This is a genomic window from uncultured Flavobacterium sp., assembly GCF_963974175.1.
GTDB lineage: Bacteria > Bacteroidota > Bacteroidia > Flavobacteriales > Flavobacteriaceae > Flavobacterium.
Map to the genome: position 1 here is coordinate 1 of NZ_CAXBBR010000014.1, position 18,678 is coordinate 18,678.

Here is an 18,678-nt window from a genome sequence, read left to right on the forward strand (position 1 = left end):
TCGTCGCCTTTCTTTGAAAACCCCGTTCTAACGAACGGGGTTTTTTGTTTTACGGTACAATGCTGTTGGCCCTTCGGGCTCGGCTTGTCACCTTTCTTTATCCTGATTCTATTTTAGGATTTATAAAATCGGATCAAGTTCAAAAGTTGGGGGTTATCCAAAAAGGTTAGATAATCTAAATAGAAAAAAGTCAATTTTACGAACACCTCTAAACTGAGATCTAAAAGCTTTTATTTTGGCATTGAAAGATTCCGCTGAAGCATTTGTACTTCGATTATCAAAGTAATTTAATATTGAATTGTAATTGACGGTTATGGTATTGAGAACGATATTAAAGTTTTTAAAACCTGATTCCTCGACTTTTCTATACCAATGCGCTAATTTTAACATAGCAACATTCTTATCATTTTTACTGTTGTAGATGGTTCGTAATTGCTGTGATAAATCATATGCTTTTTTAATATCAGGATACAATTCAAATAATAACTTCGCTCTTTCTTCTTGGTTGTTGGTCCATTTTTGTCTGGATTTATAAAGTAAATAGCGACTTCTGGCTAATAATTGTTTTACAGTATCGCCGTTGATTAAAAGTTGGGGAATATGAGTTTTGTTTTGGGTCTTAGCCTTCAATATGGATTGGTTCTCCTTGTCCATAGCTTCCCATCGGTGTTTAATCCTAATTTCTTGTAACGCTTCTAAGGCTAGTTTTTGTACGTGGAAGCGATCGGTTACTTGTATTGCTTTAGGGAAACATTTTTTAGCTATTAATTTCATCGAGTTAGCCATGTCTAATGTTATTTCTATAACGGCTTGTCTATCTTTTAAATTGATTTTGCTGACTTGCTCTATTACTTGTTCTGTTTTAGTACCAGCAACTATAGCAAGCAATGATCCTTTTTTGCCTTTTGCTTTTTTATTAGTAACAATGGTATAAAGTTCTCCTTGTGATAAAGCAACTTCGTCAATGGCTAAGTGAGTTCCTATGTTTTCGGGATAGATAATCCATTGATGTGCGTGTTCTTTAGGCTCCCAAGTACTAAATGTACTGAGGTGTCTTTTGTACTGTCTTTGAAGATTTTTCCCATTAACCCCAAAGAAACTACCAATAGTATGGCAATTAACTGCTGTATTATCTATTAATTTCTTTTAAAAAAGCCGCAAATTCTTGCGTCATACGTGTTCCTTTGGCAACTAACAGCCAATCTCTTTTAATGATTTCGCCAGTAGTTTTATTTGTCCAACGACGGCGTTTAATGTGTAAATACACAAACTTGCCTCTAAGAGGAAAATCTTGGATTGTTATTTCATCTAAAAAACCTTTGGATACTAATTCTACAGCATTAAACTCTTTTGGAGGGTTTGTTTTTTCTTCAAAATATAGATGTAAGTTTTCTTCAGAATTAGTTGCAGAAACTATTTCAAAGTTATCTATTAAAAAATCGGGGAGCATAAATTTTAAAAGGTCTATAGAAGTCATATCTCAAAGTTAATGATGCAAAAATATTCTTTTTTCTAAAAACTCTCCCCAGGTTTTGTTCCTGATCCATAAAATCCTGTTCTAACGAACGAGTGTTTCGTAGAAGAAAAGTAAAAGATCATCAACGATATTTATTCATTAAGCAATTGTTAATACCTTTATCTTAATTTGCAATTTTATAGGTTTTAATAGTGTATTTTCGCTTATGTGATTACAGTTGTATAGCTTGTCTGTAGAGGGTCTATATAGCTAACTGCTTATTCTTTCTTTCCTTTTTAGACCTTTATATTGATGTGTATAAAAATATATTCGTGTATTAAATCAAAAACAAAATATTTTTGAATGAAATTACAAAATGGTTTTCAGCTATTTTTCTTATTTATATGCTCTTTTTCATTATTTGGACAATATTTTCCCTCTAAAAATTATACAACTGCAGATGGTTTGCCTAATAATGCGGTGCGATCTTTATTTTTAGACAATAAAAATGTGTTGTGGATTGGTACCGAAAATGGAGTTTCGAGAATGCTAAATGGTTCTTTTTCCACAATAGATGAGTCAGATGGATTGGGACATAACAGTTGTTGGGATATTTCACAAGATACTTATGGAAATATGTGGTTTGCTAGTTATGGTGGAGGTATCAGTAAATTTGACGGTCAAAAGTTTAGTGTTTTCACCACTAAACAAGGTTTACTTTCTAATAAGACAAGGAAAGTTTTTCCTTATAAAAACAAAATGTATGTTGGAACAGAGCAGGGCATTTCGATAATTGACATTAATACCAATAAAGTTATTACGCCAACTGTGCCAGTTCATAAAGAGGATTTTATATGTATTTCTTTCTTTGAGTATGATGGTGAAGTGTATTTTACCTCGATTTTTGATGGTTTATATAAAATAGAGGAATCCGGTCATTCTCCGAAAGTTATACAGGTGCTTATGCATAAAAACACCTATTCTTTGGGGCTTTATGGTTCTGTTTTGTATAGTGCAAATAATGGCTACATTAATAAATTTGATATTTTAGAGATTAAAAAAAAGAGATTTACTTCTTCTAAGTTTGGAAAGTCAACAGTGTGGCAGTTCGCCAAAGATAAAAGAAATACTGTTTTTGCGGCAGCTTGGGGTATTTATAATCCCGATGGTGGGTTATATCGTATTGATAATGATCAAATGATATCTGTTTCTACTTTGTATGGTATAGATTCGAATGTGCTACTTAATGTAGTATATAGTAAATCTAAAGATATTTTATATGTGGGTTCCAATGATAAAGGAATCTATGAAATTCGGTTGGACAAGATGATTGATTATTCACCGTTTGTAGGATACTCAATACTGGGTTTTTCGAATAGTGGGAAGAATAAAATTGTTTTACATACCAAGGGTATTTCTATTTTGAATTCTGACAAGGAAATTTTAAAAACGATTACACTTTCGGATTTTAAGAAGGTTGAACAGAGTTATTTAGATAATGGAAATCGTATAGTAAAGAAGCAAGGAGAGGAGTCGAGAGATTTTGAACTTAATTTCAATATTAAAGCGGAAGGAATTGTGTTCTATGAAATGGTGGAACATAAAACCTCATTTTGGATTGGCAGCAATATTGGTATTTTCGAAATGAATTCAGAAGGTAAAATTATCAATTATGTACCTAAGCACAGTCTTAAATTTGGCTTTTCTTCAAACGATAAATTTATTGAAACGATTACTTATGCAGGAGTTAGGGTATATGATGATATCTATTCTCTTAAAAGTACTCATTATTCTAAATTTGAAAAAAACACGCCACAGTATATTGTACAAATATTTAATAACAAGGACAAGACCTATCTTTTGTCTGTTTTTAATGGTTTGTATGTCTATCATAACGATGAGTTTCAATCTTATTTAGCTGATGGTATATGGAGGGAAAATAAGTTTAAGCATATTACTATAAATGATAAAGGCCAACTTATATTAGCTGCAGAGTTTGGAAATGTATTTATTGTTGACGATAGGGCTGAATTTAAAGTCTTACAAACAATCGATAAAGATGATTTAATAGGTAAAACAATTCTTTTTTTAGAAAGTTATAAAGATTGTATTTTCATAGGAACTGAAAAGGGAATCAATATTTATCAAAATGGTATCTTTCGCTTTATAGATAAAGAGCAAGGTTTGAAGGACTGTAATTTCACTGCTTCCCAAATTAAGGATAATCAGTTGTGGTTGGGAACAAAAAAAGGCTTTTATACTATAGATTTAGATATACTTTTAAAAGATCAGATTGCTATTTCAGGTATAGATATAACTAAGGTAGCAGTTAATAACATTCCTGTAAATACATCTAATTATAGTTGGTTTAGGTATTCTTCCAAAAAGATAGTTTGTGATTATCAACAAAATTCGTTTTTAATTGATTTTGTTCCTAATGGGAGTTCCTTTCCTGAGAAATTAAAGTTCAGATATAGATTAAAGTCTAATAATAGATGGAGCCCTTATAGTGATAAAAGCAACTTATTTTTGCCTTATTTGCCGTATGGAAATTATGAAGTAGAAATTGAAGCGTATGATTTTAATACTGGATCTTCACGTATTTTTAAAGTATTAGCGATTGATATTATGCCTCCGTTTTGGTTGACTTGGTGGTTCATTTCTCTTATCCTTTTAATTGTTTGTTGTATTATATTTTATGTAATTATGCATAGAAGAAATATAGCAAAAGAAAAAGAGAAGAAGGAGAAACAAATAACGGAGGCTAAATTTGAAGCGTTATCTAACCAGATGAATCCACATTTTATTTATAATGCGTTAAATTCCATTCAAGACTATGTAGGCGCAAATGACGAACACAATTCTTCTTTATACATCAGTGAGTTTGCAGGGTTGATGAGAAAAACTCTAAAAAATTCACCAAAGCAAACGATTACAATCGAAGAAGAAGTAGCGTATTTAGAGAGCTACATATTTATTGAAAACATGCGATTTAAAGACCGTGTTGTGTCTGATATTTATGTAGACCCCGCGATAGATAAGAAGGTGCTAGAAATTCCGCCTATGTTGATTCAGCCTTTTATAGAAAATATTTTTGTTCACGCCTTTGATGAATTTCATCCTTCTCCAAAACTGAAATTATCTTTCGAAATGGTCTCCACTCATCTTTTAGAGTGTAAAATTAGCGATAATGGAAAAGGCTTGAAGGCCCATAAACAATCTAAATTTCATGTTTCGAGGGGTATTGCATTAGCCAAAGAGCGTATTTTTTTATTGCAGCGATCTAATTTGAATCCCATTCAAATTCATTTTACGGAGAATGACGGCACAACGGTTACAATCCAACTAATTATTTGAAAAGTAGCCAGTTTCGGTTGAAAGATGATATCTATTTGTTATTGTAATAATTATTTTATGACAGTTAATTTAAATTAAAAATTATGTAGTACTTTAGGCTAGCCAATTTTTTAGAATTAATTGCTTAAATAATTTCATCTATGAAAAGAAGAACTTTCTTAACATCAACGACGATGGCCTCTATGAGTCTTAGTGCTTTTTTAATTTCGGGTTGTACTAATGTAAAAAAGAATGAAGAGTCGGAGGTTGTCGACGATACTACAACTATATTTGAACTTGAGGAAGAAACGATTAGTAGCCTGCGTGAAAAATTAGCTTCCGGAAAATATACTTCAGAACAATTAGTGCAATTGTATCTAAGGCGTATTGACGCAATAGACAAAAACGGACTTAATTTAAATTCGGTTATAGAAATTAATCCTGAAGCGATATCTATAGCAAAGGCGATGGATGTCGAGATGAAAGCGGGTAAATTACGAGGACCTTTACATGGTATCCCTGTTGTCCTAAAAGATAATATCGACACGGCTGACAAAATGCAAACTACAGCAGGATCACTTGCTTTGGAAGGCAATTATGCTTCAAATGATGCTTTTGTCGTTAACAGGCTCAGGGAAGCAGGCGCCATCATTATTGGTAAAACAAATTTGAGTGAATGGGCAAATTTTCGTTCCACACAGTCATGCTCCGGATGGAGTAGTAGAGGCGGACAAACAAAAAACCCTTATATTTTAGATCATAATCCATGTGGTTCCAGTGCAGGTTCTGCTGTGGCCGTAGCGGCAAATCTTTGCGTCGTGGCTGTGGGTACTGAAACGGATGGTTCTGTAGTTTGCCCTTCAGCAGTTAGTGGTATCGTTGGTATTAAACCCACAGTAGGATTAGTCAGTAGATCTGGAATTATTCCCATATCACATACCCAAGATACGGCCGGACCAATGGCGAGAACAGTTAAAGACGCAGCTATATTACTTGGAGTATTAGCAGGAATTGATTCTAAAGACCCCGTCACTAATGAAAGTCAAGGAAAGGGAGAAACAGACTATACTAAATTCCTAGATGCAAAGGCATTGCAAGGGAAAAGAATTGGGGTAGAGAGAAAACCACAGGGTCAAAATCAGTTTATGCATGCCTTGCAAAACAAAGCGATTGATCTGATTAAAAAACAAGGTGCAACCGTTATTGAAATAGATTATTTAGATAAAATAAACGAATTAGGATCCGCCGAGTTTGAAGCGATGCAATATGAATTTAAAGCTGGAGTCAATAAGTATTTAGCTACTTCAAATGCGAAGGTAAAAACATTAAAAGAGGTTATCGATTTCAATAGTGTCAATGAGGATAAAGCAATGCCTTATTTTAAACAAGAGACGCTAATAAGTTCAAACGAGAAGAAAGGACTTGATGATAAAATATATATTGAAGCATTAAATAAAAGCCATTTTGGTTCTAAGAAAATTTTAGATGATGTAATCAAGGCGAATAAGCTTGATGCAATTTGCGGATTAACAATGGGACCTGCATGTAGTATCGACAATATATATGGTGACCGTTGGGGAGATGTTTTCTTGACAACTCCAGCAGCGGCAAGTGGATATCCTCATATCACAGTACCTTGCGGTATGGTTTATGAATTACCAATAGGATTTTCTTTCTTCGGGAAACCTTATTCAGAACCTGAATTAATAGGAATCGCCTATGCTTACGAACAAGCTTCTAATAGTAGGATTAAACCAAGTTTCAAGAAGTCATTTTTATAAAAAGAATTGGAAAAATTACGATAATAAATAACGGGATGAATAGCCGTTATTTGTTATCGTATATAAGAGAAATAAGGTAACGGTTCTATGCTTATATTTTAATTTGGGAGCTTAAAAAAATCATAATAGAAAGTTCACTACAGTAAGGAATGATGGACTGGGGTTTGATTTATGATACTATTGTTTTTGTATGTATTTAGTGAATTGTACTAAATAAGCAATCGTACCACATCTTTCCAATGCGTTAACACGATGCGATTTTAGAAATTCTCTCTATAATGTTTACATATTCCATTAATCGGACATTCGTTACATTTAGGAGTTGGGCGACAAATTTCTCTGCCTAAAAAAGAGATTGCCATTCCTATTTCTTCCCAAATAGTTTTTGGTAATACTTGTATCAATTGTTTTTCGACTTTGATACCGTCTTTAGTTTCTAAAATTAATCCGATTCTGGGTGTCACACGTATAACATGTAGATCTGCAATGATACCTGCTGCAGGAGCTTTGGCATCGCGCATAATAACATTCGCAGATTTACGGCCAATACCTTTTAGAGCTGTCAAAGCATCCATTGTTAGGGGGATGTTCTCGTCTTTTTCAATGGTTTTTGCGATTTCTATTAACCATATGGCTTTGGTTTCAAAATTTTTGACTGTCGAGATATAGGGTATTAGCCTTTCTACATTCGAAACCGCCAAACTTTGCATATTTGGATATACTTCAAAAAGGACTGGAGCTATTTTATTTATATTGGCATCAGAATCCTGAGCTGATAAAACTACCATTACTAAAAGCTGATATAAATTAGCGTACTCTAATGGATGTTTTCTTCCTTTATACTTTATTAGAATAGGTTCTAATTTTTGTTCCCAATCATTTGAGTATCCAAATAAATCCATTCGTTTTTATTTTTTGAAATCTATTGAAACCGAATTTACGCAATAGCGCTGTCCAGTACTTGTTGGCCCATCATTAAATAAATGTCCCAAATGACTGCCACAGTTTGCACAAACTATTTCAGTACGAATCATTCCGTGCGTTTTATCTAAAACATATTTGACTTTTCCGGGAATTGAGTCATCAAATGACGGCCAGCCACAGTGTGCATCAAACTTTGAGTCACTTTCAAATAATGGTTCTGAGCAAGCGCCACAGCAATAAGTTCCTTCTTCGTAGTGCAAATTGTAAGTTCCTGTATGTGGACGTTCTGTTCCTTTCTCACGTAGAACACGGTATTTTTCTTCTCCCAGTTCTTGTTTCCATTGGGCTTCGGATTTCTCTATAGGATATTTCATTGTTTAGAATTGATTTTTGGATTAATAATTAGTATTTGGTCACAAATTGCACCGTTCTTTTGACTACCTCAGAATCACCTAAAACTTTTCGGTGTCCTAACCCTTCTGTTAAAAAGAGTTCTCCATTTTTTAAATGATCATAAATGTGTAACCCAGCTTTTACTGGAACTTCGGGATCATCTTTATCATGAATTACTAAAACAGGTATTGTAATATTTTTAGCTGCTTGATAAGCAGAGTAGTCATTCATTTTTCCTCCATATTTTTTCTCGAAATGAAGTCTTAAAGAGTTAGCATAACTTGGTTTTAGCTGTAATTTAGCAATAAAATCTTCAATAATATCTTGAACAATATCACCACTTCCTATAACTACGGCAGTATTTAATTTGAGACCTTGTTTTATAGCATTAAGCACCGACATTCCACCCAAAGAATGTCCAACAGCGGATTCAAAAGGACCATACTGTTTGTCAATTTCTAAAATTGAAGCTATAAACTCAGTCATTATAGATTGATTTCCAGGTGATTTGCCATGTGCAGGAGCGTCAAAACTAACGGTAGAATAACCACAATTTACTAATGCATCTGCTATTTTTACCAATTGAGTTCCTCGTCCTGACCATCCATGAACCAATAAAATTTTCTTGTCACTTTGTCCATATTTGTAAACAACAACCGCTTTGTTTATTGCAGGAATATGAAGTGTTGTTTGTTCGCTTTTTTCGTCCATTTCAAGCTCCCTTTTAGGAATCTTATGTTTTATTGGTGTTGTAAATAATTTAGCGGCAAATAATATGGTAATTTTAGGTGAAATAAAAGAGATAAATTTACTTGCAAGTAGAATAGGCTTAGGAATTTGTAATGATTGAGTGTGAATAGAAGATTTTTTTGTCATATCGATAAATTTTTGAGACCGCTTTTATTTTATAAAATTTTTACTAAATTTAGAAAAACATAAAAGTAGTATATTTAATAAAGTTTTAATATCAAATTAACCTTTAACATTAAAGAAAGAATGGTCCTAATAAAAAAAAAAGATTTTCAATTCAACTACATAATTTGAAGAATAACAAAATTTAATAAATGGAAATATTTCATATAAGCGCAGAATGTTATCCTGTAGCAAAAGTAGGAGGTTTAGCGGATGTCGTAGGGGCTTTGCCAAAATACCAGAATAAAGCCGGCCATCTTGCAAGAGTTGTGATTCCTTGTTATGACACAAAATTTAAAAAAGAAAATAAATTTGAATGTGTTCACTGGGGTTTTGTGAAATTGGGAAAATTCAATTTTTCATTTAATGTACTCAAGGAAACAACAGATAAGTTAGGATTTGAGTTATATCTCATTGAAATTCCCGAATTATTCGATAGAAAGGAAGTATATGGATATGAGGATGATATTGAAAGATTTTTATCTTTTCAAATAGCCGCCTTAGATTGGATAATAGGTCGTAATGAAATGCCGGATGTAATCAATTGCCATGATCATCATACAGGTTTGATTCCGTTTATGATGTTGTATTGTGATAAATATAAAAAAATACAAAACACACCTTCAATGATTACGATCCATAATGGATTGTATCAGGGGCAATTTGGATTTGATAAACTACATTATTTACCGGAATTTGATTTAGCTCATGTGAATGTTTTAGAGTGGGATCACTGTATCAATTCATTGGCTGTAGCTGTAAAATGTGCTTGGGCAGTGACAACGGTTTCTCCAAATTATTTGAATGAGATTAATTACTCAGCAAATGGATTAGAATCACTATTTAATATTGTGCGTTATAAATCAAGAGGGATATTAAACGGAATCGATACTGAAGTTTGGGATCCTGCCAAAGATAAAATGTTGGAAAAAAACTATTCAGTTGAAAATTTTGAAAAGGGTAAACAGCAGAACAAAGAGACATTATGTACTTTATTTAACTTAGATCCCAAAAAACCACTTTTTAGTTTTATAGGACGATTATTAGAAGAAAAAGGAGGCGATTTATTGCCACAGGCATCGGCTTTGGCGTTATCAGAAAATTATAAAGAAATCAACATTCTTATTTTAGGTTCTGGAAATCAAGAGATAGAAAACCATTTAAATAGTTTATTGGTAGATTATAAAGGGAATTACAACACGTTTATAGGGTACAACGAAGAATTAGCGCATTTAATTTATGCAGGAGCTGATTTTTTATTGATGCCATCAAGGGTCGAGCCATGCGGATTAAATCAGATGTATTCCCTTCGATATGGTACAATTCCAATTGTACGAAGAACAGGAGGGCTAAAAGATACAGTAATTGATTTTGGAGATAACGGGAATGGTATTGCGCATGATCAAGCTTCTGTAGGGGATATTTGTTACTCCATTCAAAGGGCAGTAAGCTTGTATAAAGATAAAAAACATTTAAATGAAATTAGGCAATTAGGGATGAATACAGATCATTCCTGGGAAAAAGCATGTCAAGAATATATAGAGGTTTATAATTTAATAATTAATAAAGTATGAAAGCTAAGAAGAAAAATGTTATTGCAATTATTTTAGGAGGAGGACAAGGATCTAGGTTATATCCATTGACAGAAAGTAGATCTAAGCCTGCAGTGCCAATTGCTGGGAAATATAGATTAGTTGATATTCCAATTTCAAATTGTATGAATTCAGACATTAAAAGAATGTTTGTATTGACGCAGTTTAATTCAGCTTCTTTAAATGCTCATATAAAAAACACTTATACTTTTAATGCTTTTAGTCAAGCTTTTGTGGACATTCTTGCTGCCGAACAAACACCTGATAATCCAACGTGGTTTCAAGGGACATCAGATGCAGTGCGACAATGCATGCCTCACTTTTTGAATCATGATTTTGATTATGCTTTAATCCTTTCTGGAGATCAATTATACCAAATGGACTTCAATGAAATGATTGAAGAACATATTAAACATGAAGCTGATATAACAATTGCCACGTTGCCTGTAAATGCTAAAGATGCACCGGAATTTGGAATTTTAAAAACAAATGCTGACAGTTGTATAGAGTCATTTATTGAAAAACCAGCTAAAGAGTTGCTACCGGAATGGGAGTCTGATGTAAGTGAGCAAATGAAAAGTGAAGGTAAACATTACCTAGCTTCCATGGGAATATATATATTCAATAAAGAGCTGTTAGTTGAATTAATGAAAAATCCAGATACAAAGGATTTTGGAAAAGAAATTATTCCACAAGCGGTAGGAAAACAAAAAATATTAAGCTATCAATATGAAGGGTATTGGACTGATATAGGTAATATAGATTCGTTTTTTGAGGCTAATATTGGTTTGACAGATGATATTCCTAAATTTAACTTATTCGATAACGATAATAAGATTTACACTCGTCCGAGATTGTTACCTCCGTCAAAATTTCACCATACCTTAGTGGAGCAATCATTAATTTCTGAAGGTTGTATTATTCATGCTAAAGAAATCAAGAAATCAGTTATTGGTATTCGTTCTCGAATAGGAGATGAAACTGTTATTCAAAATACTTATGTTATGGGGAATGACTATTATCAAAGTATCGATGATATGAATGAAGATAAAGCTAATAACAATATTTTGATGGGTATCGGTGATAATTGTTTTATCAATAACGCATTAGTAGATAAAAATTGTAGAATTGGTAATAACGTTTATATAAATGGTGGTAAGCATTTAGAAGATGTTTTACATGAATTATATGCTATTAAGGAAGGAATTGTAGTAATTAAAAAAGGTTCTGTTATTCCAGATGGTTATAAGATAAATTAAGATCAAAAGTATTTTTTAAAGTTAATATTCTAATTTATTCCATACGATTAGAAACATACCAATATATATGAGCAAAGTTCTCACACATTCCCTTTTTACTGATTTTGATATTGACTTATTTAAAGCTGGAAAGCATTACAGATTATATGAGAAACTTGGAGCACATCTAATTGAATTAGATGGTGTAAAAGGGGTGTATTTTGCCGTTTGGGCTCCCACTGCTCATTCTGTATCTGTTGTAGGAGATTTTAATTTCTGGACTCAGGGAGAACATCTGCTTCAGGTTAGATGGGATTCCTCTGGTATCTGGGAAGGGTTTATACCATATGTCGAAAAAGGGGCTACCTATAAGTATAAGATACAATCAAATAACGGCGGAATTGTTACTGAAAAAGCTGATCCTTTTGCTTTTTATTGTGAAAAACCACCGCATACTGCATCTGTAGTTTGGGATCTCGATTACAAATGGGATGATAGCAAATGGATGAAGAATCGTCAAGATCACAATGCGCTAGACAAACCGTACTCGGTGTATGAAGTTCATTTAGGATCCTGGAAACGTCATGGGGAAGACAATCGATTTCTGACATATATTGAATTTGCAGAAGATTTAGTTACTTATGTAAAAGAAACTGGATTTACTCATGTTGAGTTTATGCCTATCATGGAGTATCCTTATGATCCTTCATGGGGATATCAACTCGTGGGTTATTTTGCACCGACATCCCGTTTTGGGAATCCGCAAGAATTTATGGTTCTGGTAGATCGATTGCATCAGGCCGGAATTGGGGTTATTCTGGACTGGGTTCCTTCTCACTTTCCAGATGACGCACATGGATTAGGCTTCTTTGACGGCTCTAATCTTTTTGAACATCCAGATCGTAAAAAAGGATATCATCCAGACTGGAAAAGTTTAGTTTTTAATTATGGGCGTAATGAAGTGCGTTCCTTTTTAATCAGTAATGCCTTGTTTTGGTTGCAGTATTACCATGCAGACGGACTTCGTGTGGATGCAGTAGCTTCGATGTTATACTTAGATTATTCAAGAAATGATGGCGAATGGGAACCTAATATTTATGGTGGGCGTGAAAACCTAGATACCATAAGTTTTTTGAAAGAATTCAATGAAGCGGTGTATTCTAATTTTGAAGGTGTCCAAACTATTGCAGAAGAAAGTACTTCGTTTCCTATGGTTTCAAGACCAACGTCCATTGGAGGATTAGGATTTGGAATGAAATGGATGATGGGTTGGATGCACGATACTTTAGAATATTTTCAAAAAGACACTGTATATAGAAAGTACCATCAAAATGATTTGACTTTCTCGTCAACTTACGCTTTTTCAGAAAATTTCATGTTGCCACTTTCTCATGATGAAGTGGTGTATGGTAAAAAATCTATTCTTGGCAGAATGCCTGGTGATGAATGGCAAAAGTTTGCAAATTTACGACTTCTATATGGCTATATGTTTACACATCCAGGAACAAAATTACTGTTTATGGGATGTGAATTTGGGCAAAGTGCTGAATGGAATTTTGAAGGTAGTCTTGATTGGCATTTGAATGAATATCCATATCATGACGGGGTAAGAAAGCTGATAACTGATCTAAATGGGTTGTATAAGGCGGAGCCGGCATTATATGAAAAGCAATTTAGTCCCGAAGGATTCGAATGGATTAACTATTCAGACCATCAAAATGCAGTTATTTCCTATATTCGAAAAGGAGTCAAGTTAAAAGACGATGTAATCGTGGTTTGTAATTTTACCCAAGTAATTCGTGAAAATTATCGAATAGGTATTCCAAGGAAAGGGAAACTGAAGGAGATTTTTAATAGTGACGCTGCGATTTATGGTGGTAGCGGCATAAAAAATGGTGCTAAATTAGCGATAGAAGCGGCACCATATGACGGACGCGATTATTCAGTAGAACTAACATTAGCTCCTTTAGGAGTAATCGTTTTTAAAATCGTGTAAGTATTTATAATAATAGGCGTACGACTTTTTTAAATAAAATTATTAATTCGGCAAACTCTATTGATTCCTGGAATTAATAGAGTTTGTTTTTTAATAAAACAGTTACAAAGACTTCTTTAATAAAATTTCTTTTTAGAAAGGCGAATGTACTTTTTTGTATTTTTGGAAACAAATAAAGGGCTTAATAGTAATAAAGTATAACATGATTACAAATACAGAATTAGAATTCAAAGGGGATTTATATCCATCAAAAATAGTTTCTTTTGAACATGATGTCGATTCAGTTTTTTTCAATACAGACAATAGTGTAGTTTTAAAAATCACTGTGGTGAGAGATAGCCTCATCCGGTTTAGATATACAACTAAGGGATATTTTAGTAATGACTTTTCCTATGCTATTGATAAGAGCCATTCGCATGGATATAACTTTCTTGAAGTTACCGAAGAAGCTCAATATTATCAAATACAAACTAGTAAAGTAAAATGCGTAGTTCAAAAAATAGATATGAGAGTATCTATTTATGATTTAAACGGAAATGTTTTACTTGAAGACGAATTGGGTTTCCACTGGGAGGAAAGTTACGAATATGGCGGTAATATCGTTAAAATGAGTAAGGCTTCAAAAGATGGAGAATGTTTTTATGGCCTTGGCGATAAAGCGACCCAAATGAATTTGAAAGGGAAAAGGTTGGAGAATTTTGCCACTGATCAATATGCTTTTCAGAAAGATCAAGAACCTTTATACAAAGTAGTTCCCTTTTTTATTGGGTTGCAAAATAAACAAGCCTACGGTATTTTCTTCGATAATACATTTAGAACTTTCTTTGATTTTTGTCACGAGAGAAGAAATGTTACCAGTTTTTGGGCAGAAGGAGGGGAGATGAATTATTATTTTATCCACGGTCCTCAAATGGAGGACGTTGTCACTAGCTATACTGATTTAACGGGAAAACCAGAATTACCGCCGTTGTGGGCTTTGGGTTACCACCAATGTAAGTGGAGTTATTTTCCGGAGAGTAATGTAAAAGAAATTACATCAAAATTCAGGGAATTAAAAATACCATGTGATGCCATTTATTTGGATATTGATTACATGGAAGGGTTTCGATGTTTTACTTGGAACAAGGAATATTTTCCTGATCCCAAGAGAATGGTTGCAGAATTAGCAGAAGATGGTTTTAAAACCGTTGTGATTATTGATCCAGGAATTAAAATTGACAAGGAATACGCGGTATATAAAGAGGCTTTGGAAAAAGATTATTTTTGTAAACGTGCTGATGGTCCTTATATGAAAGGAAAAGTTTGGCCGGGAGAATGCAATTTTCCAGACTATACAAATCCCGAAGTCAGAGAATGGTGGGCAGGATTGTTTAAAGAATTAATATCTGATATTGGAGTCAAAGGAGTTTGGAACGATATGAATGAGCCTGCCGTGATGGAAGTGCCAAATAAAACGTTCCCGATGGATGTTCGTCATGATTATGACGGAAACCCTTGTAGTCATAGAAAAGCACATAATATTTATGGTACACAGATGGCAAGAGCCACCTATCATGGAGTAAAAAGATTTGCTTATCCTAAAAGACCTTTTATAATCACGAGATCGGCTTATGCGGGAGCACAACGCTACACATCCTCTTGGACTGGCGATAATGTAGCAACTTGGGAGCATTTATGGATAGCAAACATACAAGTGCAAAGAATGTCAATTTCAGGAATGGGTTTCACTGGGTCAGATATCGGTGGATTTGCAGAGCAACCTTCGGGTGAATTGTATGCACGTTGGATACAATTGGGTGTTTTCCATCCTTTTTGTAGAACACATTCGTCTGGTGATCATGGAGATCAGGAGCCTTGGGCATTTGATGTCGAGGTTATTGATATTACTAGAAAGTTTGTTAATCTTCGCTACCAATTGTTGCCATACTTGTATACCATGTTTTGGCAATATATTGAAGAGGGTATCCCTATGCTTAAACCATTAGTTTACTACGACCAAAGTGATATACAAACGCACTATCGAAATGACGAATTTGTTTTTGGAAATCAAATTTTAGTATGTCCTATTTTGGAACCGAATTCATTAGGTAGAAGAATGTATATTCCTCGTGGACAATGGTATAATTACTGGACTAATAGTTTAGTGACTGGAGGGAAAGAAATTTGGGTAGATACTAAATTTGATGAAATTCCAGTTTTTGTAAAAGCGGGTGCTATTATTCCAAAATATCCTGTTCAACAATATGTGGGAGAGTTAGAGTTTGATGAATTGACTTTAGATTTATACTATAAAGAAGGAAAAGAGAAATCGGTAGTGTATGAAGATGCACAAGATGGCTATGATTATAAAAAAGGAAGATATAGTTTCTTGACTTTTAGAGTAACAGGAAAGGAAAAAGAGCTTAATATCCAATTGCATAAAGAAGGTAAATATGATACTAATTATTCTAAGTATAAGATAAATCTAATCGGATTTCCTTTTAAGGTGAAAGGCATAGAGATTGATAATGAAGAGGTTTTATTTGACAGAGTCAAATTTGAAGAAGATAATTATCTTATTGTAGGTAAGGAATTTAATGTTTTACATATCATTGGAGAATAAGAAAAACCAAAAATGTTGAAACATTTGATTTTAATTTTGCAAATAGCATATCTATAATTATTGTATTTTTGTTAAAATAAAAATAGGATCATGAAAAAACATTCAATATTAATAGGTATTTGTACATTGGGATTATTGGTCTCATGCGCAACGAATCCGCTAACAGGAAAGAAAACTTTAAATTTTGTTTCCAATAGCGAACTCTTTCCTTCCTCATTTGCGGAGTATGGAACTTTCCTAAATGCTAATAAAGTTATTACAGGTACTGCTGACGCGAGAAGAGTTGAAGCTGTAGGAACAAAAATAAAATTGGCAGCCGAAAAATATTTAAATTCTTTAGGGCAAAAAGAATATTTAAACGGATACCAATGGGAATATAAATTAATTGATGATAAACAAATTAATGCTTGGTGTATGCCTGGTGGTAAAATTGTTGTTTATTCAGGGATTTTGCCGGTAACAAAAGATGATGCAGGATTAGCTACAGTAATGGGACATGAAGTTTCTCACGCTCTTGCTAATCATGGAGCGCAACGTATGAGTGCTGCTCAACTTCAAGGTCTAGGTGCTGTAGGAGTGGCTGTTGCAACAGGAGGGAAAAGTGCAGAAACTCAACAAACATGGCAGCAAATTTATGGTGTTGGTTCACAAGTAGGAGTAATGTTGCCTTACAGTAGAAATCACGAAACTGAAGCTGATAAAATAGGACTTGTATTAATGGCTATTGCAGGATACAATCCTGATCAAGCAATTTCTTTCTGGACTAGAATGGCGGCAAGTTCAAACGGTCAAGCTCCACCTGAATTTTTAAGTTCGCATCCATCTGATGCTACCAGAATAGCAAATTTACAAGCGATGGTTCCGGAAGCTAAAGCTATTGCAGCAAAATTCGGAATGATTTATAAATAATAATTTATAATTGATATAAAAAAAAGCCAATTCATTTGAATTGGCTTTTTTGCGTTAACAAAAGATCAGGTTTTGAAAATTCCTTATATTTTATATGTTTACTATGAAAAAATAGATAAATTCGTATAAAAATAATTCTATGGTAGCATTACAAAAAGGAGATAAAAAGTTAATAAATGCTTGGGCTTTTTATGATTGGGCTAATTCAGTTTATAGTTTAGTTATCGCTACTGCGGTTTTCCCAATTTACTATGAAACGGTAACTAGTGACAATAACGGAATAGTTCAATTTTTAGGTTATGAATTTAATAATTCATCTCTTTTATCCTATTCCTTATCCTTTTCATTTTTGATAGTGGCTTTAATGTCTCCCATTTTATCTGGTATTGCAGATTATACGGGAAATAAGAAACGATTCCTGCAATTCTTTTGTTATTTGGGATCAGTATCTGTGATGAGCTTGTTCTTTTTTAAGGGCCAAGATACCTTATGGATTGGAGTTTTAGGTACAATCTTCGCTAGTATTGGCTTTTGGGGAAGTATCGTTTTTTATAATTCCTATTTACCAGAAATTGCTTTTCCTGAGCAGCATGATAGAGTAAGTGCCAAAGGATTTATGTTTGGCTATGCAGGTTCTTTAATTTTATTAGCTTTTAATCTAACTATGGTCATGATACCAGAATGGTATGGAATATCAGATGGTTCTTTACCGGCGCGTATTTCTTTTTTATCGGTAGGTATCTGGTGGATGGGCTTTGCACAAGTTACATTTCATTATTTACCCAATAATGTCTTTCATAAAAAACCAGAAAAGGACTATATCTTCAAAGGACTTAGGGAGCTTAGAGCTGTATTAGATAGCTTAAAGGACATGAAAAATTTAAAACAATTCCTAACTGCTTTTTTTCTTTATAGTATTGGAGTGCAAACGGTGATATTATTGGCAGGACTTTTTGGAAAGAAAGAATTAGGTATTGACACCAGTAAGTTGATAATTATAATTTTATTAATAAATGTAGTCGCTATTCTTGGAGCTTATTTGTTTTCAAGATTATCAGAGAAAATAGGTAATATAGCAACGTTGAAAATTACCATAGTAATTTGGGGCTTTATATGCCTTGCGGCTTATTTACTTGATGCTAAAAGTGAATATATTGATATCCAATTTTATGTTCTTGGAGGCACGATAGGAATGGTTTTGGGGGCAATTCAGTCTTTATCCCGTTCTACTTACTCAAAATTATTACCAGAGACTGAAGATCACGCTACTTATTTTAGCTTTTTTGACGTTACTGAAAAAATATCGATTGTAGTGGGGACATTTGTTTTTGGATTTGTCGCAGCAATTACAAACTCGATGAGAAATTCATTTTTTATTCTGGCGGTTTTCTTTTTGTTGGGTTTTATAGTCCTTAGTTTTATAAAAAAGACAGAAGAAATAAAGTAGGTTATACTACAAATAGAATTGCCGAAGAAAGGAATTACAGCCTTTTTAATTAGAATTATCTGATGGAAAGTAGCGTCAACCCCCAAAATATT

Annotated in this window: 13 protein-coding genes; 8 read left to right on the top strand and 5 right to left on the bottom strand. The window is 33.5% G+C overall.

The genetic code is table 11. The annotated features are described in order from the left end of the window. Positions 1 to 153 precede the first annotated feature (153 nt). Together AAC069_RS15980 and AAC069_RS15985 are read right to left on the bottom strand one after the other, a co-directional pair. Entirely contained in the window at positions 154 to 1,107 is a 954-nt protein-coding gene (locus tag AAC069_RS15980) for a transposase (RefSeq protein ID WP_339921485.1), read from the bottom strand. A gap of 22 nt (positions 1,108 to 1,129) precedes the next feature. Beyond that, positions 1,130 to 1,477 carry a transposase gene (locus AAC069_RS15985; protein ID WP_339921437.1) on the bottom strand — a complete coding sequence of 116 codons (348 nt, stop codon included), beginning with the start codon at positions 1,475 to 1,477 and terminating at the stop codon, positions 1,130 to 1,132. Positions 1,478 to 1,819: 342 nt separating this feature from the next. Between AAC069_RS15985 and AAC069_RS15990 the strand changes: the two genes are divergently transcribed. Together AAC069_RS15990 and AAC069_RS15995 are read left to right on the top strand one after the other, a co-directional pair. Further along, complete coding sequence (locus tag AAC069_RS15990; protein WP_339921438.1) at positions 1,820 to 4,813, top strand: histidine kinase; 2,994 nt, start codon at positions 1,820 to 1,822, stop codon at positions 4,811 to 4,813. A 140-nt stretch (positions 4,814 to 4,953) separates the two neighbouring features. Beyond that, positions 4,954 to 6,573 carry an amidase gene (locus AAC069_RS15995; RefSeq protein WP_339921439.1) on the top strand — a complete coding sequence of 540 codons (1,620 nt, stop codon included), beginning with the start codon at positions 4,954 to 4,956 and terminating at the stop codon, positions 6,571 to 6,573. A 260-nt stretch (positions 6,574 to 6,833) separates the two neighbouring features. Here the strand turns inward: AAC069_RS15995 and AAC069_RS16000 are convergent, their stop codons facing one another. The 3 genes from AAC069_RS16000 to AAC069_RS16010 are packed head-to-tail and all read right to left on the bottom strand — an operon-like array spanning position 6,834 to position 8,766. Beyond that, a complete protein-coding gene (locus AAC069_RS16000) occupies positions 6,834 to 7,475 on the bottom strand; it encodes an endonuclease III (RefSeq protein WP_339921440.1) in 642 nt (213 codons plus the stop codon). A 6-nt stretch (positions 7,476 to 7,481) separates the two neighbouring features. Beyond that, positions 7,482 to 7,871: a peptide-methionine (R)-S-oxide reductase MsrB gene (gene msrB, locus AAC069_RS16005; protein WP_339921441.1), complete on the bottom strand. Its 390-nt coding sequence runs from the start codon at positions 7,869 to 7,871 to the stop codon at positions 7,482 to 7,484. Between the two features lie 28 nt (positions 7,872 to 7,899). Further along, positions 7,900 to 8,766, bottom strand: a complete 867-nt coding sequence (locus AAC069_RS16010) for an alpha/beta hydrolase (protein WP_339921442.1) — start codon at positions 8,764 to 8,766, stop codon at positions 7,900 to 7,902. Positions 8,767 to 8,954: 188 nt separating this feature from the next. On the opposite strand from AAC069_RS16010, the gene AAC069_RS16015 reads away from it, so the two are divergent. The 6 genes from AAC069_RS16015 (at position 8,955) to AAC069_RS16040 (ending at position 18,586) form a co-directional block, all read left to right on the top strand. Beyond that, positions 8,955 to 10,376, top strand: a complete 1,422-nt coding sequence (locus AAC069_RS16015; RefSeq protein WP_339921443.1) for a glycogen synthase — start codon at positions 8,955 to 8,957, stop codon at positions 10,374 to 10,376. Next, positions 10,373 to 11,653 carry a glucose-1-phosphate adenylyltransferase gene (locus tag AAC069_RS16020; protein ID WP_339921444.1) on the top strand — a complete coding sequence of 427 codons (1,281 nt, stop codon included), beginning with the start codon at positions 10,373 to 10,375 and terminating at the stop codon, positions 11,651 to 11,653. Before AAC069_RS16015 ends, AAC069_RS16020 begins: the two co-directional genes overlap by 4 nt. A 67-nt stretch (positions 11,654 to 11,720) precedes the next feature. Then, a complete protein-coding gene (gene glgB, locus AAC069_RS16025) occupies positions 11,721 to 13,628 on the top strand; it encodes a 1,4-alpha-glucan branching protein GlgB (protein WP_339921445.1) in 1,908 nt (635 codons plus the stop codon). A gap of 202 nt (positions 13,629 to 13,830) precedes the next feature. Continuing rightward, the gene (locus AAC069_RS16030; protein WP_339921446.1) at positions 13,831 to 16,230 is read left to right on the top strand and encodes a glycoside hydrolase family 31 protein; all 2,400 of its coding nucleotides are present in this window, start codon (positions 13,831 to 13,833) and stop codon (positions 16,228 to 16,230) included. Positions 16,231 to 16,320: 90 nt separating this feature from the next. Then, positions 16,321 to 17,139, top strand: coding sequence for a M48 family metallopeptidase (locus AAC069_RS16035; RefSeq protein ID WP_339921447.1), 819 nt, complete (start codon positions 16,321 to 16,323; stop codon positions 17,137 to 17,139). A gap of 139 nt (positions 17,140 to 17,278) precedes the next feature. After that, positions 17,279 to 18,586, top strand: coding sequence for an MFS transporter (locus AAC069_RS16040; RefSeq protein WP_339921448.1), 1,308 nt, complete (start codon positions 17,279 to 17,281; stop codon positions 18,584 to 18,586). Positions 18,587 to 18,678 lie beyond the last annotated feature (92 nt).

What these genes read in the sequence shown, in the direction of transcription:
- AAC069_RS15985 (WP_339921437.1), bottom strand. Translation starts at nt 1,477, where the DNA reads ATGACTTCTATAGACCTTTTAAAATTTATGCTCCCCGATTTTTTAATA.
- AAC069_RS16035 (WP_339921447.1), top strand. Translation starts at nt 16,321, where the DNA reads ATGAAAAAACATTCAATATTAATAGGTATTTGTACATTGGGATTATTG.
- AAC069_RS15995 (WP_339921439.1), top strand. Translation starts at nt 4,954, where the DNA reads ATGAAAAGAAGAACTTTCTTAACATCAACGACGATGGCCTCTATGAGT.
- glgB (WP_339921445.1), top strand. Translation starts at nt 11,721, where the DNA reads ATGAGCAAAGTTCTCACACATTCCCTTTTTACTGATTTTGATATTGAC.
- AAC069_RS16000 (WP_339921440.1), bottom strand. Translation starts at nt 7,475, where the DNA reads ATGGATTTATTTGGATACTCAAATGATTGGGAACAAAAATTAGAACCT.
- AAC069_RS16040 (WP_339921448.1), top strand. Translation starts at nt 17,279, where the DNA reads ATGGTAGCATTACAAAAAGGAGATAAAAAGTTAATAAATGCTTGGGCT.
- AAC069_RS16015 (WP_339921443.1), top strand. Translation starts at nt 8,955, where the DNA reads ATGGAAATATTTCATATAAGCGCAGAATGTTATCCTGTAGCAAAAGTA.
- AAC069_RS16030 (WP_339921446.1), top strand. Translation starts at nt 13,831, where the DNA reads ATGATTACAAATACAGAATTAGAATTCAAAGGGGATTTATATCCATCA.
- AAC069_RS16010 (WP_339921442.1), bottom strand. Translation starts at nt 8,766, where the DNA reads ATGACAAAAAAATCTTCTATTCACACTCAATCATTACAAATTCCTAAG.
- msrB (WP_339921441.1), bottom strand. Translation starts at nt 7,871, where the DNA reads ATGAAATATCCTATAGAGAAATCCGAAGCCCAATGGAAACAAGAACTG.
- AAC069_RS16020 (WP_339921444.1), top strand. Translation starts at nt 10,373, where the DNA reads ATGAAAGCTAAGAAGAAAAATGTTATTGCAATTATTTTAGGAGGAGGA.
- AAC069_RS15990 (WP_339921438.1), top strand. Translation starts at nt 1,820, where the DNA reads ATGAAATTACAAAATGGTTTTCAGCTATTTTTCTTATTTATATGCTCT.